This window comes from uncultured Albimonas sp. (genome assembly GCF_963977235.1).
GTDB lineage: Bacteria > Pseudomonadota > Alphaproteobacteria > Rhodobacterales > Rhodobacteraceae > Albimonas.
The window spans coordinates 38,591-61,204 of record NZ_CAXBOD010000001.1 but is presented as its reverse complement, the minus strand read 5'-3'; the positions used below and the strand labels follow the sequence as shown (position 1 = coordinate 61,204).

17 protein-coding genes are annotated in these 22,614 nt (G+C 71.7%); all 17 read right to left on the bottom strand.

Features of this window, described 5'->3' with window-relative positions; all coding sequences use genetic code 11:
- Positions 1 to 46 precede the first annotated feature (46 nt).
- The gene (locus AAC134_RS00290) at positions 47 to 2,044 is read right to left on the bottom strand and encodes an acetyl/propionyl/methylcrotonyl-CoA carboxylase subunit alpha (RefSeq protein WP_339947036.1); all 1,998 of its coding nucleotides are present in this window, start codon (positions 2,042 to 2,044) and stop codon (positions 47 to 49) included.
- A gap of 91 nt (positions 2,045 to 2,135) precedes the next feature.
- The gene (locus tag AAC134_RS00285) at positions 2,136 to 2,840 is read right to left on the bottom strand and encodes an SOS response-associated peptidase (RefSeq protein ID WP_339947035.1); all 705 of its coding nucleotides are present in this window, start codon (positions 2,838 to 2,840) and stop codon (positions 2,136 to 2,138) included.
- 136 nt (positions 2,841 to 2,976) lie between these two features.
- The gene (locus AAC134_RS00280; protein WP_339947034.1) at positions 2,977 to 3,960 is read right to left on the bottom strand and encodes a glutathione S-transferase family protein; all 984 of its coding nucleotides are present in this window, start codon (positions 3,958 to 3,960) and stop codon (positions 2,977 to 2,979) included.
- A 110-nt stretch (positions 3,961 to 4,070) separates the two neighbouring features.
- On the bottom strand, positions 4,071 to 4,853 hold the full coding sequence (locus AAC134_RS00275) for a PhnD/SsuA/transferrin family substrate-binding protein (RefSeq protein ID WP_339947033.1): 783 nt from the start codon (positions 4,851 to 4,853) through the stop codon (positions 4,071 to 4,073).
- Between the two features lie 243 nt (positions 4,854 to 5,096).
- Positions 5,097 to 6,677, bottom strand: a complete 1,581-nt coding sequence (locus AAC134_RS00270) for a cisplatin damage response ATP-dependent DNA ligase (protein WP_339947032.1) — start codon at positions 6,675 to 6,677, stop codon at positions 5,097 to 5,099.
- A complete protein-coding gene (locus AAC134_RS00265) occupies positions 6,678 to 7,685 on the bottom strand; it encodes a ligase-associated DNA damage response exonuclease (protein ID WP_339947031.1) in 1,008 nt (335 codons plus the stop codon).
- A 357-nt stretch (positions 7,686 to 8,042) separates the two neighbouring features.
- Entirely contained in the window at positions 8,043 to 9,119 is a 1,077-nt protein-coding gene (locus AAC134_RS00260) for a flagellar basal body P-ring protein FlgI (RefSeq protein ID WP_339947030.1), read from the bottom strand.
- Between the two features lie 247 nt (positions 9,120 to 9,366).
- Positions 9,367 to 10,371, bottom strand: coding sequence for a hypothetical protein (locus AAC134_RS00255; RefSeq protein WP_339947029.1), 1,005 nt, complete (start codon positions 10,369 to 10,371; stop codon positions 9,367 to 9,369).
- An 82-nt stretch (positions 10,372 to 10,453) separates the two neighbouring features.
- The gene (flgK, locus tag AAC134_RS00250) at positions 10,454 to 11,914 is read right to left on the bottom strand and encodes a flagellar hook-associated protein FlgK (RefSeq protein ID WP_339947028.1); all 1,461 of its coding nucleotides are present in this window, start codon (positions 11,912 to 11,914) and stop codon (positions 10,454 to 10,456) included.
- Positions 11,915 to 11,979: 65 nt separating this feature from the next.
- A complete protein-coding gene (locus tag AAC134_RS00245) occupies positions 11,980 to 13,281 on the bottom strand; it encodes a flagellar hook-basal body complex protein (RefSeq protein WP_339947027.1) in 1,302 nt (433 codons plus the stop codon).
- Positions 13,282 to 13,633: 352 nt separating this feature from the next.
- The gene (locus AAC134_RS00240) at positions 13,634 to 14,014 is read right to left on the bottom strand and encodes a response regulator (RefSeq protein ID WP_339947026.1); all 381 of its coding nucleotides are present in this window, start codon (positions 14,012 to 14,014) and stop codon (positions 13,634 to 13,636) included.
- 11 nt (positions 14,015 to 14,025) lie between these two features.
- The gene (gene cheB / locus AAC134_RS00235) at positions 14,026 to 15,273 is read right to left on the bottom strand and encodes a chemotaxis-specific protein-glutamate methyltransferase CheB (RefSeq protein WP_339947025.1); all 1,248 of its coding nucleotides are present in this window, start codon (positions 15,271 to 15,273) and stop codon (positions 14,026 to 14,028) included.
- Entirely contained in the window at positions 15,273 to 15,869 is a 597-nt protein-coding gene (locus tag AAC134_RS00230) for a chemotaxis protein CheD (RefSeq protein WP_339947024.1), read from the bottom strand. The genes cheB and AAC134_RS00230 overlap by 1 nt, the downstream gene beginning before the upstream one ends.
- On the bottom strand, positions 15,866 to 16,774 hold the full coding sequence (locus AAC134_RS00225) for a protein-glutamate O-methyltransferase (protein WP_339947023.1): 909 nt from the start codon (positions 16,772 to 16,774) through the stop codon (positions 15,866 to 15,868). The genes AAC134_RS00230 and AAC134_RS00225 overlap by 4 nt, the downstream gene beginning before the upstream one ends.
- Positions 16,775 to 16,778: 4 nt before the next feature.
- On the bottom strand, positions 16,779 to 19,808 hold the full coding sequence (locus AAC134_RS00220) for a methyl-accepting chemotaxis protein (RefSeq protein ID WP_339947022.1): 3,030 nt from the start codon (positions 19,806 to 19,808) through the stop codon (positions 16,779 to 16,781).
- 145 nt (positions 19,809 to 19,953) lie between these two features.
- A complete protein-coding gene (locus tag AAC134_RS00215) occupies positions 19,954 to 20,481 on the bottom strand; it encodes a chemotaxis protein CheW (protein WP_339947021.1) in 528 nt (175 codons plus the stop codon).
- Positions 20,478 to 22,595: a chemotaxis protein CheA gene (locus AAC134_RS00210; RefSeq protein WP_339947020.1), complete on the bottom strand. Its 2,118-nt coding sequence runs from the start codon at positions 22,593 to 22,595 to the stop codon at positions 20,478 to 20,480. Before AAC134_RS00210 ends, AAC134_RS00215 begins: the two co-directional genes overlap by 4 nt.
- Positions 22,596 to 22,614 lie beyond the last annotated feature (19 nt).

Here is a 22,614-nt window from a genome sequence, read left to right as displayed (position 1 = left end):
GCCCGCCGAGCGAGCCCCGCCTCGCGAGGTTCCCGGCCTGCCGCCCTCAGGCCGCCTCCGCCTCCGGGTCCGCCAGCCGCAACAGGATCGCGCCTTCGGCCACCTGCGCCCCCTCGGCGCAGAGCAGTTCGGCCACCTCGCCGTCGCGCGGCGCGGTCAGGCGGTGCTCCATCTTCATCGCTTCCATGACGATCAGGGTCTGGCCCTCGGTGACCCGGTCGCCGGGCGCGGCGGAGACGACCTTCACCAGCCCGGGCATCGGGGCGGCGAGCGCGTCGCCCGTGCCGCCCGCCTCGGTCGCGGCCGCGATCGGGTCGGGCGGGGTCCAGGCCGTGGCCTCGCCGTCGAGGATCACCGTCACCTTGCGGTCGTGGCGGGTCAGCGAGACGGGGCGCGCGGGCCCGTCCTCGCCGACGCGGACGCGTAGGCCCTCGCCGGCGGGGGCGAGGAGCAGGGGGACGTCGCCCGCCCCGGTCGCGAAGGCGAAACGGCCGGGGCCGAGGATGGCGAGATCGACGCGGGTCTCGCCCTCCGGCCCGGTCAGCTCGACCGCGCGGCGCTCGGGCGACCACAGCCGCCAGCCGTCGGCGGCGGCGAAGGGGGCCGGATCCGTGGCCGGCGCGTCGAGGCCCAGCGAGGCGATGGCGGCCAGCGCCGCGGCCTCGGGGGCGACGGGCGCGGGGGCGGTCAGCGCGGCAAGCTCCCGGTCGATCAGGCCGGTGTCCATCTCGCCATCGGCAAAACCCTCGTGGGCCAGCAGGGCGCGCAGGAAGGCCACGTTGGTGGTCAGGCCGGCGATCTCGGTGGCCGCCAGCGCCGTGCGCAGGCGGGTCAGCGCCTCGGCCCGGTCCTTGCCGTGGGCGATCACCTTGGCGATCATCGGGTCGTAGTGGGGGGTCACCTCGTCCCCCTCGCGCACGCCGGAATCGATCCGCGCCGTCGCCTCGGGCAGGCGCAGCCGGGCGAAGCGGCCGATCTGGGGGAGGAAGCCGCGGGGCGCGTCCTCGGCATAGATCCGCGCCTCCATCGCCGCGCCGCGGATCGCCAGATCCTGCTGGGCAAGCGGCAGGGGGTCGCCGGCGGCCACGCGCAGCTGCCATTCCACCAGGTCGAGGCCGGTGATCGCCTCGGTCACCGGGTGCTCGACCTGCAGACGAGTGTTCATTTCCATGAACCAGATCCGGTCGGCGCGCAGCCCGTCCGAGGCGTCGGCGATGAACTCGACGGTGCCGGCGCCGCGATAGTCCACGGCGCGGGCGGCGCGCACCGCGGCGGCGCCGATCTCGGCCCGGGTCTCCTCGGTCATGCCGGGGGCGGGCGCCTCCTCGATCACCTTCTGGTGGCGGCGCTGGAGCGAGCAGTCCCGCTCGAACAGGTGCACCGCGTTCCCGTGGGAATCGCCGAAGACCTGCACCTCGATATGGCGGGGGTGGGTGACGTATTTCTCGATCAGCACGGCCGCATCGCCGAAGGCCGAGGCGCCCTCGCGCTGCGCGCCCTGCAGCGCTTCGGCAAAGTCCTCGGCCCGCTCGACCCGGCGCATGCCCTTGCCGCCGCCCCCCGCGCGGGCCTTGATCAGGACCGGAAACCCGATCTCCGCGGCGCGCTCGGCGAGGAAGGCGGGCTCCTGTTCGGCCCCGTGATAGCCGGGGACGACCGGGACGCCGGCCTTTTCCATCAGCGCCTTGGCGGCGTCCTTCAGGCCCATGGCGCGGATCGAGTCGGCCGAGGGGCCGATGAAGACCAGCCCCGCGGCCGCCACCGCCTCGGCGAAGTCGGGGTTCTCGGACAGGAAGCCGTAGCCGGGGTGGATCGCCTGGGCGCCCGTGGCTTTCGCGGCCGCCAGGATCCGCTCGCCGCGCAGGTAGCTTTCGCCGACGGGGGCGGGGCCGATGCGCACGGCCTCGTCCGCCTCGGCCACGTGCATCGCCTGCGCGTCGGCGTCCGAGAACACGGCCACGGTGCGAACGCCCATGCGGCGGGCGGTGCGGATCACCCGGACGGCGATCTCGCCGCGGTTGGCGATCAGGATCTTTGCGAACATGGCCCGTCCTCCCGGTGGCGAGGCCGTCTCCCGCGGCCGGGATCCGTTGTCGCCGGGCGGGGGACGCGGCGCAAGGGCGGCGCGGCGGGTCTCAGGCCTCTTCCGGCTCCCACGGCGCGATCAGTTCGGGGTCGTCGTCCTTCACGCCGTTCACGCGGGGGTGGACGGTGTGGTGGGCCCAGAAGCCCTCGGGCGCGGGCCTCATCAGGGTGGCGGCGCCGCGGCCGGCCTCGCCCAGCCACAGCGGGGCGTCGTCGGGGGCGATCACCACCGGCTCGCGGTGGTGGAGGCTCTCGAGGTCCGGGCCCGCCCCGGCGGTGACGATGGCGCAGGCGGCGAGGCGCTGGCCGTCCTCAGGGTTCTTCCAGGTCTGCCAGACGCCCGCAAAGGCGAAGAGCGAACCCTCGGGAGGGCCGGCGGCGGGGCGGATCCAGTGGGGCTGACGGCGCTCGCCAAGTTTCGTCCACTCGTAGAACCCATCGGCGGGGATCAGGCAGCGCCGCTCCCGGCAGGCCTCGCGGAAGGCGGGTTTCTCGGCGATCGTCTCCGAGCGGGCGTTGATCAGCAGCGGCCCGCCGGTCGGGCTCTTGTACCAGCGCGGAACAAACCCCCAGCGCAGCGGCGCCAGCAGGCGTTTGCCCTCGTGGCTGAGCACCACGGGGATGTCGGTGGTGGGGCAGACGTTCCAGCGCGGCCCGAGGTTGCCAAGCCGCTCGGCCAGCCGGGGCGAGGGCTGGGCCGAGAAGGTCGTCAGGACCGAGTCCTGCGGCGTGGTCAGGGCGAAGCGTCCGCACATCGCCCGGACATAGCGCGCCCCGTCCCGCCCGAAAAGCGCGACCGACGCGCCAGGGGGCGGCGCCCACCGGCGCGCCCTCCGAAACGCGCCGCGAGCGGACCCTCGGCGCCGGCGCCAGGCCCGTCGCGGCGCTTCCTCAGGCGGCGGCCAGGCGCTCCCGCCCATGAGGGGCGTCCCAGTCCAGCTCGGGGCCCAGCGGCACGATGCGGTGGGGGTTAATCGACTCGTGGCTGTAGTGGTAGTGGCGCTTGATATGGGCGAAATCGGTGGTCGAGCGCGCCTCCGGCCGCTGGTAGAGCTCTCGCGCATAGCCCCACAGCGCCGGCATGTCGCACAGCCGGCGGATGTTGCACTTGAAGTGCCCGAAATAGACCGCATCGAAGCGCGCCAGCGTGGTGTAGAGGCGCCAGTCCGCCTCGGTGATCCGCTCGCCCATCAGGTATCGCGACGACGACAGCCGGTCTTCCAGCCAGTCCAGCGTCTCGAACAGGGGGACCACCGCCGCCTCATAGGCCTTCTGGGTGGTGGCGAACCCGGACTTGTAGACGCCGTTGTTCAGCGTGTCGTAGATGCGCGCATTGACCGGCTCGATCGCCTCGCGCAGGTCCTCGGGCCACAGGCGAGGGCCCTCGCCCGAGACTCCGTCAAAAGCCTGGTCGAACATGCGGATGATCTCGGCGCTCTCGTTCGAGACGATGGTCTCACGCTGCTTGTCCCACAGCACCGGGACGGTGACGCGCGTGGTCGCCTTCGGCTCGGCCGCCACATAGATCTCGCGCAGGAAGCGTTTGCCCATCAGCCGGTCGCCGGTGGCGCCGGGGAAGCTGTCGTCGAAGGTCCAGCCATCCTCGAGCATGTCGGGATGCACCACCGAGACGTCGATATGGTCCGCCAGCCCCTTCGCCTCGCGCGCCACCAGCGCGCGATGCGCCCAGGGGCAGGCCAGCGAGACATAGAGGTGATAGCGCCCGCTCTCGGCTTTGAAGCCGCCCTCTCCCGAGGGGCCGGGGGCGCCGTCGGCGGTGACCCAGTTGCGGAAGCTCGACTCGGATCGCTTGAAGGCGCCGTCGTCGCCGGTCAGCTTGCCCGTCGTCCACTCGCCCTCGACCAGCTGTCCCATGCGCCTCGCCTCCCGTGATCGTTTCCTGATCCAAAGCTAGGCTGCGCGAGGGAGGGCGACCACCCCCATATCGTAAACGCTGCGTGGCGCGGATGGCGACGCCGGGGGCCTCAGCCCGGGGCGCGGGCCAGGGCGGCGAGGCGGCGGGCGGGGTCGTAGTCGGGGTCGCCGAAGGCCACGATGCGGGCCAGCATCAGCTCGCGCCGCATCGCCTCGGTCGCGGGGTCGACCAGCGTCTCGACCAGCGCGGCGCGCAGGCGGGCGCGGACGCCGGTCTCGGTCAGGGCCGAGGTCACGAAGGGCGGCGCGGGCGCCGGATCGGACCAGCCGATGGCGGTCAGCTCGGCCGCCGCAGGTTCATGCGCCCGGGCCAGCGCCCAGCTGAGCGCGTCGACGGCCGCGCCCTGCGCCCGGCCCTCGGCCAGCGCCACCAGCGCCGCGCGCGGATCGGGACAGACCACCAGCTCCCCCACCGCCGCCCGGCCCAGCGCGTCGACCAGCGCCGGCTCCCCGCTCAGACTGTCGGCGGCGACCGCGAAGGGCGCTCCGGAAAGCGCGGCGAGCCCGGCGGCTCCGCCCCGCCGCGCCTGGTCCCGCGGCGCCAGAAACACCGTCGCCACGCGCCCGGCGCCGCAGCCTTCGGCCTCGTAGACCGGCGCGCAGATCAGCCGCGTGGCGACCGCGGCCCCGGCCACGTGGGCATGGGCGTCGACCTGGGCGAACAGCAGCGAGGGATCCGACCACAGCTCGGCGGCGGGGCGGGCGCGATCGAGCGCCTCGGGCGGCTCGATTCCCGCCCTGGCCAGGTGCTGGGACATGGCCGCCCACAACCCGTCGGTCGCGTCGCGGATCTCGGGCCAGTCGTAGAGCGGCAGCGCCGCGGGTCCGCTCATGGCAGGCGCCGCGCCAGGCGTTGGCGGACCTTGAGGACCCCGGTCGCGGGGCGAGCTCGCCGCCCCGTTCCCGGATGCAGGATGGATCGCGTCACGCTGGTCCCGCTCCGTGAAAGGGGCCCGGCAAGGCCCCGTCGTCGTTTCGAATTCTACCTGAGAAACGCTAGCGGAATAAGGCCCGGCGCGACAAGCCGTGACGGGCGGGCGCCACCAGGTCTGTCGAGTCGGTCCCGCCTGCCGCGCTCATCCGGGGATCATCGCGCGCAGGGTCTCCAGCCGGTCGGCCTCCTCGATCGGCTTGTCCCAGCGGATCCGCTTGATCCGCGGGAAGCGCATCGCCAGGCCCGAGCGGTGGCGGGCCGAGGCCTGCAGCGCGTCGAAGGCGACCTCCAGCACCAGGCCGGGCTTCACCGCGCGAACCGGGCCGAAGCGCTCGGTCATGTTGGCGCGGACCCAGCGATCGAGCTCCACCAGCTCCTCGTCCGTGAACCCCGAATAGGCCTTGCCGACGGGGGCGAGGCGGGGGCCCTCCTCGGTCTCCTCCCACGCGCCGAAGGTGTAGTCGGAGTAGTAGGAGGACCGCCGCCCATGCCCGCGCTGGGCATACATCAGCACGCAATCGGCGGTCAGCGGGTCGCGCTTCCACTTCCACCAGGGCCCGACGGGGCGCCCGCCGGTGTAGGGCGCGTCGCGACGCTTGAGCATCAGCCCCTCCTCGCCCTCGTCGCGCTGGGCGGCGCGAAGGGCGGCCAGAGTGGGCCAGTCGGAGAAGCGGATCTCGGGCGAAAGGTCGAGGCGCCGGGCGTCGTGGGCGGCGGCCCATTCGGCCAGACGGGCGCGGCGGGCGTCGTAGGGCAGCGGGCGCAGGTCGCGCGTCCCGTCGTGCAGCAGGTCGTAGGCGCGGATATGGGCCGGAAGCTCGGCCAGCATCTTCGCGGTGACCTTCTTGCGGCCCAGCCGGGTCTGCAGGTCGGCGAAGGGGCGGACCTGGCCGTCGACGACGACCAGCAGCTCGCCGTCCACGCAGCCGCGCCAGGTCATCGCGTCCAGCAGGTCGGGGAAGGCGGGGCCCAGGTCCTCGCCGGTGCGCGAATACAGACGCCGCCCGGTCTCGGTCGCCACGGCCTGCACGCGGATGCCGTCCCATTTGGTCTCGGCGGCGTAGTCCGCGGGGGTCAGCGCGGCCAGACGGTCGTCCTCGATCGGGTTGGCCAGCATCATCGGGCGGAAGGCGAGCGAGAGGTCCGCGTCGGGCTCGGGCCCGCCTTCCAGCCAGCGGAACAGGTCCGCGTAGGGGGCCTCGAGGACGAACCACAGCTCCTCGATCCGCTCCAGCGGGCGGCCGAAGCCCTCGGCCAGCGCGGTGCGCGCGAGGCGGGCGGAGACGCCGACGCGCATCCCCCCCGTGCAGAGCTTGATCAGCGCAAAGCGGGCGGAGGCGTCGAGCCGGTCGAACAGGGTCGAAAGCACGCCCGGCCGGTCCGAGCGGGTGGCCGACTGGAGCGTGCGGACCACCTCGTCGAGGCCGGGGGCGGGGCCCGGCGGGGTCGCGGGCTCGGGCCAGATCAGGGCTGTGGTCTCGGCCAGGTCGCCGACGAAATCGTAGGACAGGCGGAACAGCACCGGGTCGACCCGCGCCTCGGCCACGCCCCGGATCACCGAGGCGGTGAGGTTGGGAAGTTCCAGCCCCCCGGCCAGCGCCGCCAGCGCCCAGCCGCGGTCCGGGTCCGGCGTGTCGTGGAAATAATCCTTCAGCAGCTGAAGCTTGGCGGTTCGGCGCGGGGTGTGGACCAGCGCCTCCAAAAGGTGGGCGAAGGGCTGCATCTACATCGCCTCCTCCTCGCCGCGGCCGGCGAGGGCGAGGGGGCGGGCGTCGATCCCCCGCTCGCCGCACCAGTGGCACAGCGCCTCCTCGGCGCCATGGGTGACCCAGACGGTTTCGGCCCCGGTCTCGAGGAGGGTGGCGGTCAGCTCGTCCCAGTCGGCGTGGTCCGAGACGACGAGCGGCAGCTCGACGCCGCGCTGCTTGGCGCGCTGGCGGACCCGCATCCAGCCCGAGGCCGCGCAGATCACCGGGTCTGGCAGGCGGCGCGCCCAGCGGTCGTTGAGGGCGCCGGGCGGAGCGAGCACGATCTCGCCCATCAGGGCCTTGCCCTGGGAGGCGACCTGCTCCAGCGGGCCGAGCGGGACGCCGTGGCGTTCGTAGACAGTGCACAGGCCGACGAGGGCGCCGTGCAGGTAGATCGGTCGGTCCCAGCCGGCGGCGCGCAGTTCGGCGATCAGGCGCTGAGCCTTTCCAAGGGCATAGGCGCCGATGGCGTGGCAGCGTTGCGGATGGGCGGCGACCGAGGCCAGCAGGCGCGCGATCTCTCCGGTCACGGGCGGGTGGCGGAAGACGGGCAGGCCGAAGGTCGCCTCGGTGACGAACAGGTCGCAGGGCACGGGTTCGAACGGGGCGCAGGTGGGATCGGGCGCGCGCTTGTAGTCGCCCGAGACGACGGCCCGGCGGCCATGCGCCTCGATCACAACCTGGGCGGACCCGAGGACGTGGCCGGCCGGGACCAGGCGGATGGTGGCGTCGTTGAGGCGCAGGGTCTCGCCGGGCGCGAGGGCCTGGGTGCGGGCGAAGGCGTCGCGGCCGTAGCGGGCGGCGGCGATGGCCACAGTCTGCGGTGTGGCCAGCAGGACGCGGGAGCCGGGGCGGCAGTGGTCGCCATGGCCATGGGTGACGACCGCGCGGGCGACCGGGCGGTGAGGGTCGATGTAGACCCCGGCCGGAGGGCAGAAGAGCCCCTCCGGGCGAAGTTCAAGCAGGTCTGTCGCGGCGCGCATGGCGGGAAACTGGCGCGGCGAGGGGCGTTCGGCAAGTCGCGGCCGTCGCGCGCGCGTCCGCCGCCGGCCGACCCGGCGACCCTCCCGCCCACCCACCCCGGGTCGCCGGGTCGGCCGGCGGCTCGCGTGGCGCGTGTCCGGGGGGCGCTGGAGGGAGGGACCGGTCGAGCATGGCGGCTGGCGAAGTCGCACGTCGTTCAACCGGGGACCTTGGTCTTGTTTCCGGCCACGCCCATCTGCTCGCAGCATTGGTCGGACGCAGCGAAGCGCGATGCGCAACTTGGCCGGCTGCCTGCGCCTTAGGCCGCTCGCACTAGCGCTCTTGCGCCGCTGAGGGCTGCTGGAGGTTGCCTGCGGCTATTGAACGATGAACTCCGCATGCAGGGCGCCAGCGGCCTTCACTGTCTTGAGGATCTCCATGAGGTCTCTTGGGGTCACGCCCAGCGCATTGAGTCCCTCGACCAGCTGGGAGAGGGTGACCTCGTTGCCCACCACGGCCAGCGGAGTGCCGGGATCCTCGTCGATGGCGGCGTCCGTGCGGGGCACGACGATGGTCTCTGCGCCGCGCGGGGCGAAGGGGTTGGGCTGAGAGACGATCGGGGTCTCGCGGATGCGCAGGGTCAGGTTGCCCTGGCTGATCGCCACGCGGCTGACGCGGACGTCATCGCCCAGCACGATCGTGCCCGAACGCTGGTCGACCACGACGCGGGCGCGACGGGCCGGCGCGACCTCGAGGTTCTCCAGCGCCGACATCAGCTGGGCAGGCGGCATTCCGGCGCGGGGCAGATCCAGTTGCACCGTCCCGGCATCCGTCATCCGCGCGATGGGGCGCCCGGCGGCCTCGTTGATGCGACCGGCGATGCGGGCGGCCGTGGTAAAGTCCGGCTCGCGCAGGGCCAGCCGGATGGTGCGCAGGGAGTCGAAGGAGAACTCGATCTCCCGCTCGACCCGGGCGCCGTTGGGGATCACGCCGGCGGTCGGCACGCCCTGGGTGATCGTCTCGGCCTGGCCTTGCACGGTGACGCCTCCGGCGAGAACCGAACCCTGGGCGACGGCGTAGATCTCGCCGTCCGCTGCGTTCAGCGGGGTCATGATCAGGGTGCCGCCCTGCAGGCTGTCGGCGTCGCCGATGGCCGAGACAGTAACGTCGATCTGACTGCCGGCCCGGGCGAAGGCCGGCAGCACGCCGGTCACCAACACCGCGGCCACGTTGTTGGGACGAAACTGCTCGCCGGTGATGTTGACGCCGAGGCGCTCCAGCAAGTTGGTCAGCGCGTCCTCTGTGAAGGGGGCGTTTCTCAGGCCGTCGCCGGTGCCGTTGAGGCCAACGACCAGGCCGTAGCCGACCAGGTCGTTGCCGCGGACGCCGTCGAATTCGACCAGGTCCTTGAGGCGAACGCGCAAAGCGTCGGGCGCCGCCTCCATCACGCCCATGGCCAACGGTCCGCCGCCGGCGCCGGCGCCTAGGCGCGCATACTCGTTGTCCGAGCCGGGCCCGCCGTCCGCCTTTGCGGGCGCCCCCGCAAGCAAGATGACAAGGCAGACCAGGAGGCCAAGCGCGATCAGGGCGCGCCATCCCTCGAACTGAGGCCATCTGCTTGCCACCGCCGCTTGCGTCGTCGCTTTCTGCGTCGTCGCTCGAATCATCATGCTGCGTGTCCGTTCGTCCGTGCGTGGGGCTTCACCTCAGGAAGTCGGTCAGATTCAGGCGCGAGAGGCGTGAGGTGATCAGGAAGATCCGTTCCAGCTGTTGTTCGATCGCCTGAAATTCGGCAGCCGCGTCATAGGGATCCTTCGACGTGGCGGCGTTCCATGCAAGATCCAGCGCGTCGCGTCGCGCCGAGATGCGCACCGAAGCGTCCTCGAGCGCCTGTTCCGAAAGGCCAAGCATGGCGCGGGACTGCACCAGCGACTCGCGCGCCGACATTGTGGTTGCGGCGGCCGCCTCGAACAGTGTGCCCTGGGCGCCTGCGGGGCCGGCGTAGGCGGAATCAGCCGTTGCCGCAGCCAGGGCAAGACCGCGCAGAAGCTCGCGCACCTCCGGATCGTCGGCGCGGCGGGAGATCTCGAGGGAGTCGCCAGAATCTATGCCGGCCCGCGGCGCATCTTCGGCTGCGCCGAGGTATCGTGCGTCGAATCCGCCCCCGACGTCAAAGTAGGTTTCGACCTGGGCGATTGCGTCTGCGGCGTCTGCGGCGCCGGCCAGCACCGCGGCCACATCCGCGAGGATCACGTCCGGGTCGTCCAGCGCCGGGCGGTCGACCGCGGCGCCTGAGAACAGGGTGCGCCCGGCGTAGGTGGTATTGAGGTTCTGAACGGCGTTGCGGAACGCGTCTTCGGCGCCCGCCGCATGGAGGCGAGCAGACGTCATGTCGTCGCGAGCCACTGCAGCGGCAAGCTCCGGGCCGAGGCCGTCGGCGAGGTCCTGCAGCCCGCCCATCACCGCCTGGGTCAGGCTCAGGCGTCCCTTCGCCAGTGTGATCGACTCGGTTTCGCGGGCAGCGCGGGCCTGGGACCCTTCGATCGCAAGCAGGCGGCGCGGGTCGCCGCCCGATGCGGCGAACAGGTCCGCCTTCCTGCCGGTGTTCAGTTCGCGTCCAGAACGTTCCAGCGCGACACGCACCTGCCCGGCGTCGCGCTGCAGGCGCAGCGTTGCGGCCAGGTCGGGCAACGGTCCGGTGATCATGCCTTGTCTCCCCAGGGGCAATGGGCCGGGCGGAGGCCCGCGAGCGCGGGCGGCCGGGCGGCGCAGGTCATCTCTCGCATCGTCAGATCTCGAGCAGGCGCCGAAGGAGACTGTCGACGATCTCCAGCACCCGGGCATTTGCGGCGTAGGCCTGCTCGACCAGCAGAAGGTCGGACATCTCGCGGTCGGAATCGACGCCGGTGGAGGCGGCCTCGGCCTCGGCCTTCACGGCGTAGCGGCCGTCGGTGAAAGCAGCCGCCGCGTCGGCGTCGGCGGCGGCGCGGGCGCGCAGGGAGGCGATCGAGTCGACCAGGTCTCCGAAACTGCGCAGGCCGCTGACGCCGGATCCCGCCGGGGTGGCGACTGCCTCGCGCAGCGATTCGAGGTGGGCGCGGGGCAGGGTGTCGAGACCGGCCGGCCCCTCGGCGACCGCGTTGATGCCGTCGCGCATACGCCAGGCCGCGCCGCCCTGCGTTGGGTCTACGGCCATGTTGATCTCGATCCGGGCGGCGAGGCCGACGGTGTCGAGCGGATCGAAGGCGCCACCTTCGTCGGTGAACAGCCCCGGATCGCCGGCGGCGAGCGTCGGGTCGACCGCCGGATCCTGGAAGCGGAGGATCAGGTCCTGGGCGATGGCGTCGAGCTGCGTCTGCGCCTGGGGAGCGGCCACGTCGCGGATGGCGAATTGCGCCCCCAGGGCGCCGCCGTCCAGCGGTCCGTCGCCCGTTCCTGCAGCGATCGGGTTTCCATCCAGGATCAAGGCGTTGAGGCCGCCGGAGGCCAGCGTCATGTCGGCCGTGATCAGGCTCTTGGCGTCGAACTCGAGCAAAGCCGGCCTGCCCTCCAGCAGCGCGGCGCCGCCAGGGGTGTAGATCGCCAGCACGCCGTTTTCCCGCCGGGCGGTGCGCACCGGGATAAGGTCGGCGAGGCGATCGATTTCCTCGCCTCGGGCCTCCTCCAGCGCGGCGGTTGTGTCGCCCGCGACAGTGGCTTGCGCGATGTCCTCGTTCAGCGCGTCGATCCGGGCCAGCGCGTCATTCGCCTGATCGACCATGCGGGTGACCGCGGTCTCGGCGTCCATTCGGGTCGATTGCACATCGCGCGAGGCGCTGATCAGCGCCCGCGCCATGTCATTCGCCGCGGTGACGGCGCCTTGCTGTAGGGAGGGGGCCTCGGGCGTTTCGGCCAGCCGGGCCATGGCATCCTCGAGCGCCACGGCGCGGGAGGAGAGCGAGCCGGCCTGGTCGGCCGAGCCGATCGCGTCGGCCAGCACCGACAGCGGGCTGGCCATAGCCTGGTCGCGCCCGAGGTTGGATTGGGCTGCGCGCCGCTCGAACGTCGCGCGGGGGTCGATGGCGCGCACCACCTCGTGCATTCGCACGCCGCGGCCCTCGCCCGCCGCCGATGCGGACGACACCGTCAGCGACCGCCGCGCGTAGCCTGGCGTGAGGGCGTTGGCCACGTTGTCGGAGATCACTTCCGCCCGCTTGCTCGAGGCGGTGAGGCCGCTGAGGGCGTTGGATAGGGCGACGCCGATGCTCATGGTCGAATCCGGTCACGAAAGGGCGGGGGAGCCGGCCGCGCGCATGGCGCGCGGCCGGCCGGGGCTTATCTCTTGATGTTGGTGGTTTCCTGCAGCATCTCGTCCACGGTCTGGACGACCTTGGCGTTGGACGAGTAGGCGCGCTGCGTCTCGATCAGGCTGGTCAGCTCGGCGGCGATGTCGGTGGTCGACCCCTCCAGCGCGTAGCCGGTGAGGATGCCGGCGGGTCCGGAGCCCGAATCCCAGAGGTAGAAGGCGCCGGACTGCGGCGTGACCGTGAAGCTCTGCCCGTCCTTCACCGCCAGCCCGTCCGGATTGGGCACGTCGACCACCGGGATCTGGAACAGCTTGCGGCTGAGCCCGGTGTCGTAGAGCCCCACCAGGAACCCGTCGGCGTCGACCTCGATCGAAGTCAGGATGCCGGCCCGGTTGCCGTTTTTGGTGATCGAGGAGGGCGCGAACTCCGCCGACAACTGCGTCAGCGAGGAGTTGCTGCCGTAGGGGCCCATCTGGATCTCCATCGGGCCGCCATCGACGTTGATCGTGGCGAGGCCCGAAGCGACATCGTAGCTGCCGCCGGAATTCACCACGATGGTTTCGAGCGCGCCCCCGAGGCCCCGCGTGTCATTGAAGGTCAGCGTGAACGAGGCGATCGGGTTCGAAGCCGCCGCGGTGGCGCTGTCGATAAGCTCCATTGTCCATTCGTTCGAGGCGCCCGCGGCAGGCACCGTCGGGGTGAAGGTGGCGGTCAGCGTCTCGGACGCGCCGAAGTTGTCGAAATATTCGATCGGCACCGACAGCGGATCGCCAGAGGCGCCGGCGCGCGTGTCCTCTGCCGAGAGGTTGATCCCGAACTCCATGAAGGTGGTCGGCGAGGCCACGAACCGCGAGGCGGCGACCGATACCGGCTCCAGCCCAGTGGTCGAGTCGCGCAGCTGGCTGATCGGCTCCTCGTTCTGATCCAGCGGCCAGCCCAGCAGCGCAAAGCCTGACGAGGAAATCAGTTTGCCGTCCTGGTTGGGCGTAAAGGAATCGGTCGGCTTCAGCCGCAGCTCGGGCGAGGCCGAGTCGATGTCGTCTTCCGGCGTCACCGGCAGCATGCCGCGTCCGACCACGGCGAGGTCGAGCGAATTCTCGGTCGAGACGATCGAGCCTTCGGCCGAGATCGCGCGCGTGGTGGTCGAGGTGACGCCGCCGGCGGAGTACTTGCCGGTGCCCGAAGACACGACCAGCGAGGAGAACTCGGTCTGCGCGCGCTTGTAGCCGTAAGTGCCTGCGTTCGCGATGTTGTCCGAGATCGCCGCCAGGCGCGAGGCGTTCACGTTCAGGCCTGCGACGGAGGCGTTGAGCGAGGAGGAGATCGTCATCGTCTGTCCTTCTGGGCGGACGTCCGGCAAGGCCGGCGCCACATTCTGCGGTCGTGGTCCACGGTCGGGCCGGGCGCGGGCCCGGAGCCTCCCGCCGGGGAGCCGCGGGTCTGCGCGGTCTCCGGGCCGGGTCGCCGAGGTCGAAAATGGGCAGGCCAGGTTTCCGGGAAGTGAATCCGGCAGGGCAGGATCCATGGCATTCTAACGACCATCCTTCCGGAGCCGTGGGCGAGGACGCCTGCCGCGCCTGCACGCCGCCCGCCCCCTGGTCGCCAGAACGCCCAGGGGGGCAGGCGTGACGAGGCGCCCGGGACTCCGAAGCGCCCCGAGGCGACGCCTTGCGACGCGGGCGTCAGGTCAAGGCGCCGAGATGGGTCTCGATCGCGGCGCGCATGTCGGCCACCGAGAACGGCTTGGCCACGAAATGGTCCACCGTGCCCTCCACCGCCTGGTCGCGATAGGCGTCGGACGTGGCCAGGAACACCGGGATCGACTTGAAGACCGGGTGCTCCTTGATCTTGCGAGCCAACTCCACGCCCGAAAGGCCGGGCATGTTGAGGTCCGAGATCACGACGTCGAATTTCTTGGCCATCATGGCCTCCAGCGCCTGGTCGCCGGCCGCGGCGAGCGTCACATCGACGACGCCGAGGCGCTTGAGACACTGGCGGGCGAGGCCGCGCATGGTCTGCTGGTCGTCCACGACCAGCACCTTCAGAGACTTGGCTGCGGGCATTCGGGCTCTCCTCAGCTTCCGAGGGCGGCGCGCCGGGACGGCGCGGTACGGGCAAAATCGGTGATACGGGCGGCGAGTCGGTCGAGGTCGTGCTCTTCCTCGACCGCGCCAAGTTCTCGGGCGGCGCGTGGCATGCCGTAGACGACGCAGGTTCGCTCCGACTGGCCCAGCGTGGCGGCGCCGGCGCCGCGCATCGCGCGCAGCCCGGCGGCGCCGTCGCGGCCCATGCCGGTCAGGATCACCCCTACCGCGGCGGGCCCCGCGGCGCGGGAGACCGAGCCGAACAGCACATCCACCGAGGGGCAGTGGCCCGAAACCGTCTCCGAGCTGCCGAGCCGTGTGGTCAGGCGGCCGGCGGTCGCCTGGATCTCCATGTGTCGGGCGCCGGGGGCGATGCGGACCATGCCGGGACGCAAGGCCTCGCCGTCGCGGGCCTCGGCCACGTCTCGCCCGAACTTGTCGCAGAGGCGGCGGGCGAAACGGGCGGTGTAGCCCTCGGGCATGTGCTGCGTGATCACGACCGGAGGCAGATCCGGAGGCAGGCCTTCGAGCAGCTCCGCGATCGCGCCCACCCCGCCGGTCGAGGATCCGATGGCGATCAGGGCCCGTTTCCAGCCGCCTCCCGCGCCGGTTTCCAGCGGCGACGACGCGGCGACCTGATTCAGCGGGGCATCCGGAAGGGGTGGGGACGTCTCCACCGGCGGCGCAGCGGCGCGCGGTGGCGGATTGGGCGGCTGCATCGGCACGGCCGGCCTGCGCGCTGCGCCGGCGGGCTGCGCCTGCCGTAACGGAGGTGGCCGCTGCGGCGCCGCGCGGCGAACCTGGGCGCGCGCGGCCATGCGCACCTTCTCGCGCAACTCCTGGCCGAATGCGCCCATCGGGTCGGGGCCATTGGGCTTACGCACCACATCGACCGCCCCGATCGAGAGCGCCGCCAGGGTCGCATCGGCGCCCGCGGCGGTCAGCGAGGAGACCATGACCACTGGCGTCGGACGGAGTGTCATGATTTTCTCCAGAAATTCCAGGCCGTTCATCCCTGGCATTTCGACATCGAGGGTCACCACGTCCGGGTCGGTCTCCTTGATCAGGCGGCGGCCCTCGGCAACGTTGCCGGCGAGGCCGACCGTCTCGACGTCGCCCTCGGCTTCCAATGCAGCCTTGATGATGCCGCGCATCAGGCGGCTGTCGTCGACGATGACCGCGCGCACTCGAGCGCCGGGGGCGCGGGTCGGCGGGGTTCCGGCGCCCGGGGCGGGCATCAGAACAGCTCCACGCCGCCGGCGGCGGGCGCTTTCGTCGCCTGCTGGGCCAGCTGCGACTCGGTCCGGCGCATGACGCGGGACTCGGAGGCCGGGAGCCGCAGGACCGATGCCCGACCGTTCGCCGGGAAGAAGTAGACCCGGCGCGCCCGCTCTCCTCCGCAGTCGGAGGCGGCTAGCCGGATCCCCTCCATCCGCAGATAGTCCTTGACGAACTGGGCGTTGCGGACGCCGACCGTGTCCTTCGAACTGACGTCGATGACGTTGGCGCCGCCGAAGACCTTCGCCTCCATCCGGTCCTTGCGGCCGCCGCGCTTGAGGATGTCGTTGATCAGAACCTCCATCGCGTGGACCCCGTAGCGAGCCGAGCGGGCGCCGTCTGTGCGATCCTCGCCGGGCAGAAGAAAGTGGTTCAGGCCGCCGATCCCCTTGTCGACGTCACGGATGCAGGCGGCGACGCACGAGCCGAGGAGCGTCGTGACCGCGGTCTCGGGCTGGTCGGTCACCGCATGGTGGCCGGGCAGGACCGAGATCGCCTGCGCCCCGATCTTGGGATCGAAGTAGGGGGCGGCGACGCGCCCGCTCGACGCGCTCATTTCCGCCTCCGGTAGATGGTTCGGCCCTCGGAGCGCAGCAGCGGATGCTCGCCCAGCAGGGATTCCGAATGGCCGAGGTAGAGGACGCCGTCGTCGGTCAGGGCCTCCGCATAGCGGCGCACGAGTCCGGCCTTGGTCTCGGCGTCGAAATAGATCAGCACGTTTCGGCAGAAGATCGCGTCGAACGGGCCGCGGAAGGGCCAGGGGTGCAGCAGGTTGAGCTTGCGAAAGGCGATCATCGACTTGACCTGGCTGGAGAACTCCACCCGGTCGCCGTTGCGCGCCAGGGCGCCCGAGCGAAGCTCGGCCGGGATGTCGGCGGCCCGAGCTTCGGGGTAGACGCCGGCCTTGCCGGTGGCCAGCACGTTGGTGTCCAGATCGGTCGCCAGGATCCGGAAGTCGACGCTGGCCAGCGAGCGGGCCGCAGCGCGCGCGGTCATGGCGATCGAGTAGGGCTCCTCCCCCGTCGAGCAGCCGGCCGACCAGACGCGCAGTCGGGTTTTGCCGCCTTTGGCCAGCGGCTCGAGCACCTGCTCGCGCAGATGGGTGAAGTGGTGCCCCTCGCGGAAGAACGAGGTCAGGTTGGTGGTCACGGCGTTGGTGAACTGCACCATCTCGGCCTTGCCCTCGGGCCGCTCGATCAGGTCCATGTAGGCCCCGAAAGCGGTCAACCCGGTTGCGCGAAGGCGGCGCGACAGGCGCGTGTAGACCATCTGCCGCTTGTGATCCTTCAGCACGATGCCCGCGATCTCGAACACCTTTGCGGTGATGCGGGTGAACTCGGCGTCCGACATCACGAACTCGCCGCCGTAGGCGGCCGACTCGCCGCCTCGGTCGGCGGCGGCGGCCGGCGGCGGGTCGGAGCGCGGCGAGGCCGCTGACCCAGGCTGGAGGGCTCGGTTCATCTGCTCAGAACTCCGACCAGTCCTGGTCGTCGTCGGCTGTCGACGCGGGCGCCGGCGCCGGACGCACGGCCGGGTTCGTCTCAGGCCGCGGCGCGGTGGGGCGGGCGGCGGCGGGCGCGGGTCGCGCTGGGGCGGCCGCGCGCTCGGCGGGGCGCTGAGCTGCAGGGCTCGCAGTCTTCGCGGCCGCAGGCTTCAGAACCGCCGGCTTCGAAGATGCGGGCTTTGCAGCGACAGGCTTTGCAGCGACAGGCTTTGAAGCGGCGGGCGGCGCGGCCGGGGGCCGGGTGGCCACGCCGGTCGGCCGTGCGGCAGGGCGGGACGCAGGGACGGTGGCCTGCCGGTTCGAACCGCCGCCGCTGGCGGCCCGGGCCGGCGCTTCGGCCGAGGCCGAGACCGCTGCGCCGACCGCGCGCGCCGACTGCTTGACGCCGGTCTCGAAGAAGCCCACCCGCTCGATCAGCCAGCGCGCCTCGTTCTGAAGCCGCCGCGCCGCGGCGGCGCTCTGTTCTGCCATGGCGGAGTTGCGCTGGGTGGCGTCGTCCATGTGGCTGACCGCCTGGGAGGTCTCCTGCACGCCGGCGCTCTGCTCCCGCACGGCCGAGGAGATGTCCTCGATCGTGGCGGCGGTGCGGGCGATGCCCTCAGCGATCTCCTCGAGCGCGTCGCCGGTGGACTGCACCAGTCGCACCCCCTCGCCGACATGGCTGGACGAGGCCTCGATCAGCGTCGAGATGTCCTTGGCCGCCTGGCTGGAGCGCTGGGCGAGGGTCCGGACCTCGGCCGCGACGACGGCGAAGCCCTTGCCCGCCTCGCCCGCCCGGGCCGCCTCCACGGCCGCGTTCAGCGCCAACAGGTTGGTCTGGAACGCGATCGAGTCGATCACCGAGATGATGTCCGAGATCTTGGCCGAGCTGTCCTCGATCCGACCCATGGCCGAGACCGCGTTCGACATGACCCCGCGCCCGGCTTCGGCGCGCGAGGCCGCGTCGCGGGCCAGCGTCTCGGCCGAGTCGGCGTTGTCGGCGGTGGTCCTCACGTTGGCGGCCATCTCCTCCATGGTCGCCGCCGTCTGCTCCAGCGAGGAGGCCTGCGACTCGGTTCGAGAGCTGAGGTCGGAGGCGTCGGTCGAGATCGTGTCGGCGGTCTCGCGCATCCCGTCCGCGGATTTGGCGATGTCGGCGATGGTCTCCGCCAGTCGGGCGACGGCCTGATTCAGGTTCGTCGCGGCCTCGCCGAAGCGGCCGTCATGCGTCTCGGTCATGCGGTGGGCGAGGCGGCCAGAGGCCAGCGCCTCGACCATGCCTTCGAGTTCGGCGAAGAAGCCGCCCGACAGGTCGCCCATCTTGTTGATCGAGCGGGCCACGAGCCGCGCGAAGCGGTCCTGGGAGTCCTCGTCCAGCTTCTTGGTGAAATCGCCCTTGGCCACCGCCTCGAGCACTTCGTTCACCTGCCGCTCGACCGTCACGGCCGAGGAGCGGTCGCGCCAGGTGACGGCGCGCCCCAGCAGGTCGCCGGCGTCGTCGCGCATCTCGACGATCACCAGGCCGTAGAGCTTGTCGCCGAACTGCAGAAGCGGCGCGCCGCGGCGGTCGGTCTTGAGGAACACCGAGGCATCCTCGGTGAGCATCCGCGCCTCCAGCCCCACGATCGAGCTCGCCCCCGAGGCCGCTCCGGGCATGGCGCCGCGGATCTCGCGGAACCCCTCCTCCATCGCCGCGTTGGCGAAGACCACGCGCTGCTCGGTGTCGAGGATCATCACCATCTCGCTGGACGCCGACAGGGCGGTGGCGATCCGCCGCGAGGCGACGGAGGCGTGGTGGATCTCCGACAGGGCGCGGGCGAGGTCGCCAAGTTCGTCGGCGCGCGTCGAGCCCGGCACGTCGACGGCGCGGCCGGCCAGCAGGTCGCCGACCGCCTTGGTCATCCGCTGCACCGGCGCGGCGAAGCTGCGCGCCACCAGCCAGCCCAGTCCCAGAGCGACAAGCAGGGCCGGCAGCGAAGCCAACGCCGACACCTGCATCTGCCCGAGCCGCTGTGCGGCGATGATGCTGGTCGGCTCCTCGGAAACGGCAATCCAGTTGAGGCCGGAGACCTCGATCGGGCGCTGGCTGATGATCGCCTCGTCACCAAGCACGCCGACGGCTTCCACCGCGCCTTCGAAGGCGCCGGCGGGCAGCGAGACGCGGGTCACGAGGGTGTCGCTGCCCGCCGTCTTGGGAAGGTCCGAGCGCAGCACGCCGTCGCGACCGGCCACGTAGAGCGTCGTATCGGCGCCAAGATGCACCGTGGACAGGATGTAGGCGAGCTCGGTCTCCGGCAGCAGCAGGGCCAGGACACCCAGGATCCGGCCGTCAGGCGAGACCGCCGGGGTCGCCGCGAAGGCCGCCGGGGCGCCGCCGCTGGGCGCGTAGGAAGAAAAATCGACGAAGGCCGTCTCGCCGGGCTTCAGGGCGCGCGCCTGGCGGAACGCCTCGGCCAGGCCCGAGTCGCTCAGCGAGCCGGTCAGCAGGTTCTCGCCGAAGTCGCTCTCCTTGGCGACGCTGTAGACCACCTCGCCCTCGGGCGAGATCAGGAACAGGTCTCGGTAGCCGCGCTCCTTCTGGAAGCCGCGATAGGTGCGGTGGTGGCGGGAGTGGGCGTCCGACCAGTCGGAACCGTCGCCGGCATCGTCCAGCTCCGCCCGTCGCCCCGAGGGCAGCGAGGACTCTGCGCTGTAGAGACGGACCGCCGCGGCGCTGTCGGCGGCCCAGGGGTTGAGGAAGTCCTCGAAGTCGTCGGTGCCGAGCTCCGACTGGCGAACGAAGGCAAGGTCGTTCTCGACCTCGGCGAGGTAGGCTTCGATGCGGTCGGCGGCCAGTTGGGCGCCGTCCATCACCCCGCGGCTCGCCTCGGCGCGCAGGTCGCTGTCGGATCGGACCAGACCCACCGCTCCGACGGCCAGCCCGGTTATCAGCGCGGCCCCGCCGGCCGCGAGGGTCAGCTTGATCCCGATCGACAGGCCGCTGCGGGCCCGCGTATTCTGGCTGGTGCTCATTCGGCTCTCCGTTCGCCGAGGCGCGTCTGTTTCACGGCCTGTCTTCTCGCCGCTTCGTGCGGCGCACGTTTCCCGTCCGTCCGGCGCGCACGCCGGCGGGTGTTGCATGAGCGCGAGCCCGGCGCGGGGGCCGAGCCGAGCCGGGTCAGACGATCCCGCGCACCGCGCCGAACAGCGACTTCAGATCCAGAAGCGCGACCATCCCCGATTCCGCGTTCACCAGGCCGTTGATCGCGGACTGGTCGAGGTCCGCCTCAGAGGGCGGAACCGGGCGAATGTCGTCGGAGGCCACGCTGATGATGTCGCTGACCGCGTCGACCAGCACGCCCACCGTCTGGTCGCCGATCCAGACGATGACCACGACATGGGTCTCGGTCGCCTCGGTCAGCGGGCCGCCGAAACGGGCGCGCAAATCGTGGACCGGCACGATGGTGCCGCGCAGGTTCAGGACGCCGCGCATGTAGTGCGGCTGATTGGGAAGGGCGGTCGTCGGGGTCCACTGCTTGATCTCGCGCACCAGCACGATGTCGACGCCGTAGGCGCGGTCGCCCACCAGGAAGGTCACGTACTGTTTCAGGCGCCCGCCGGCGGCCGGAGACTCCTCCGGCGAAGGGGCGGCGAGCTGGCCGGCAAGACCGGAAGCGGCGGGCTGGCTCTGCAAAACGTCGGTCAATGGATCATCTCCTGCATCGGGGCCCGCGCGAGCCCGCCCATGGACACCAGCGACGGCACGTCGAGGATCAACGCCACACGTCCGTCGCCAAGGATCGTGGCGCCTGAGACGCCCTCGACCCGCTGGAAGTTCGCCTCGAGGCTCTTGAGCACCACCTGCCGCTGGCCGATCAGCTCGTCGACGAGAAGGGCGACGAGGCCGCGCGTCTCGGTGTCGACGACGATCGCCATCTCCTCGCGCTTGGACGCGTCGCCGATGCCCAGCGTGTCGCGAAGGCTGATCAGGCGCAGATACTCGCCGCGGCGGGCCAGGACCTGGGAGCGGTCGGGAAGGATCTCGACCCGTTCGCCTTCGATCCGCAACGCCTCGACCACCGAGCTGAGCGGCAGGATGAAGCGCTCGTCGCCCACGCAGACGGTCATCCCGTCCAGAACCGCCAGCGTCAGCGGCAGGGTGATCTGGAAGCGGGTGCCCCGGCCGGGGTCGGAGCGCATGTGGATGCGACCGCCCAGGGCCTGGATCTTCTTCTTGACCACGTCCATGCCGACCCCGCGGCCGGAAACCGAGCTGATCTCCTTGGCTGTCGAGAAGCCGGGGTGGAAGATCAGCTGGTCGATCTCCTCGGGGGGCAGGTTGTCCTCGGGGCCGATCAGCCCGTTCTCGATGGCCTTCTCCATCACCCGCTCGCGGTTCACGCCGCGGCCGTCGTCCTCGACGATGATGATCACCCGCTCGCCGCGGTGCTCGGCCGCCAGCCGGATGGTGCCGGTGCGGGGTTTGCCCAGCGCCTCGCGTTCGTCGGGGCCTTCCAGCCCGTGGTCCATCGAGTTGCGCAGCATGTGGGTCAGCGGCTCGGCGAGCTCCTCGATGACGGTCGTGTCGACCTCGGTGTGCTCGCCGGCGAGCACCAGTCGGGCCTCCTTCTGGAGTTTCTCGGCCAGGTCGCGGACCACGCGGGGCATGCGGCTGAACACAGACTTCACGGGCTGGGCGCGGATCGCCATCACCGATTCCTGAAGCTCCCGCGTCTGGCGGGACATGGCTTCGACCGAATGGCCGACCTCGAGCGCCGTCTGGGCGTCCGTCTCGGAGAGTTTCTGGGCCAGGACCGCCTGGGTGATCACGATCTCGCCGACCAGGTTCACCAGCCGGTCGATGCGGGTGAGCTCCACGCGCAGGGTCTTGGAGGGGCCGTGGCGGCCGCCCTCCTTGGCGTCCCCGCCGCCTCCGCCGCCGCCGCCCGAGGCCGGGGGCGGGGCGGCCGCGGCGGCCGGGGCCATGGGCGCGTCCTCGAGCGACGAGACCGAGGGCGCGTCGGGGGCGGGGGCCTGTCCCGCGGCCGGGGCGGCCGTGGGGGGGTTGGCGATCCAGGGGTCGTCGAACTCGAGCTCGGCGATATGCTCGTAGACCATGAAGTAGTCGCGCAGCTCCGCCGCCGGACGGTCCGTCTCGAAGCGCAGGCGCCAGCCGATCGGACAGCCCTCGGGCGTGAGCTCGGACAGCGAGGGCAGGTCGCCGAACGGTTCGGCCGCGACCAGATCCAGCTCGCGCGCGCCGCGGATCATCCGCAGCGGATCGTGACCGGCGCTGACGAAGTCGTCGTGCGGGCGGACCGAGATGGTGACCTCGCGCGGCTCGAGCTCGGCGGTTTGGTCCGCGAGGGGCGCCGGGTCGGCGGCGGGCGGCGGGGCTGCGGAGGCCGCGTCGTCCTCTGTCTCGTCGGCGGCCGAGCGGCCGGTCATCTCCTCGAGTTCCTGGCGGACGCGGATCACCGCGCCCTCGTCGACCGAGGCGCCGTCGCGGGCCTGCTCGATGAGCACCTCCATGATGTCGCCGGCGCGCATCAGCAGGTTCACCACCTCCGAGTTCAGCGCCAGTCGACCCGAGCGCAGGCCGTCCATCACCGTCTCGAACACGTGGGCGAAGCTGATCAGGGCGTCGAACCCGAAGGCGGCGGCGCCGCCCTTGACCGAGTGCACCGCTCGGAAGGCCGCGTTCACCAGTTCAGGGTCCCGGTCGCCGTCCATCAGGCGGTCGAGCTGCTCCTGCAGATCGCCCAGCAGCTCGCCGCATTCTGTGAAGAACAGCGCGAGATAGTCCTCGGAATCGTCCATTCGGTGTTCTCCTCCGCCG

Bases quoted from the DNA above. Each gene is read 5' to 3' on its own strand.
- AAC134_RS00290 (WP_339947036.1), bottom strand. From the start codon at position 2,044: ATGTTCGCAAAGATCCTGATCGCCAACCGCGGCGAGATCGCCGTCCGG.
- AAC134_RS00285 (WP_339947035.1), bottom strand. From the start codon at position 2,840: ATGTGCGGACGCTTCGCCCTGACCACGCCGCAGGACTCGGTCCTGACG.
- AAC134_RS00280 (WP_339947034.1), bottom strand. From the start codon at position 3,960: ATGGGACAGCTGGTCGAGGGCGAGTGGACGACGGGCAAGCTGACCGGC.
- AAC134_RS00275 (WP_339947033.1), bottom strand. From the start codon at position 4,853: ATGAGCGGACCCGCGGCGCTGCCGCTCTACGACTGGCCCGAGATCCGC.
- AAC134_RS00270 (WP_339947032.1), bottom strand. From the start codon at position 6,677: ATGCAGCCCTTCGCCCACCTTTTGGAGGCGCTGGTCCACACCCCGCGC.
- AAC134_RS00265 (WP_339947031.1), bottom strand. From the start codon at position 7,685: ATGCGCGCCGCGACAGACCTGCTTGAACTTCGCCCGGAGGGGCTCTTC.
- AAC134_RS00260 (WP_339947030.1), bottom strand. From the start codon at position 9,119: ATGGGCGTGATGGAGGCGGCGCCCGACGCTTTGCGCGTTCGCCTCAAG.
- AAC134_RS00255 (WP_339947029.1), bottom strand. From the start codon at position 10,371: ATGATCACCGGACCGTTGCCCGACCTGGCCGCAACGCTGCGCCTGCAG.
- flgK (WP_339947028.1), bottom strand. From the start codon at position 11,914: ATGAGCATCGGCGTCGCCCTATCCAACGCCCTCAGCGGCCTCACCGCC.
- AAC134_RS00245 (WP_339947027.1), bottom strand. From the start codon at position 13,281: ATGACGATCTCCTCCTCGCTCAACGCCTCCGTCGCAGGCCTGAACGTG.
- AAC134_RS00240 (WP_339947026.1), bottom strand. From the start codon at position 14,014: ATGCCCGCAGCCAAGTCTCTGAAGGTGCTGGTCGTGGACGACCAGCAG.
- cheB (WP_339947025.1), bottom strand. From the start codon at position 15,273: ATGCCCGCCCCGGGCGCCGGAACCCCGCCGACCCGCGCCCCCGGCGCT.
- AAC134_RS00230 (WP_339947024.1), bottom strand. From the start codon at position 15,869: ATGAGCGCGTCGAGCGGGCGCGTCGCCGCCCCCTACTTCGATCCCAAG.
- AAC134_RS00225 (WP_339947023.1), bottom strand. From the start codon at position 16,774: ATGAACCGAGCCCTCCAGCCTGGGTCAGCGGCCTCGCCGCGCTCCGAC.
- AAC134_RS00220 (WP_339947022.1), bottom strand. From the start codon at position 19,808: ATGAGCACCAGCCAGAATACGCGGGCCCGCAGCGGCCTGTCGATCGGG.
- AAC134_RS00210 (WP_339947020.1), bottom strand. From the start codon at position 22,595: ATGGACGATTCCGAGGACTATCTCGCGCTGTTCTTCACAGAATGCGGC.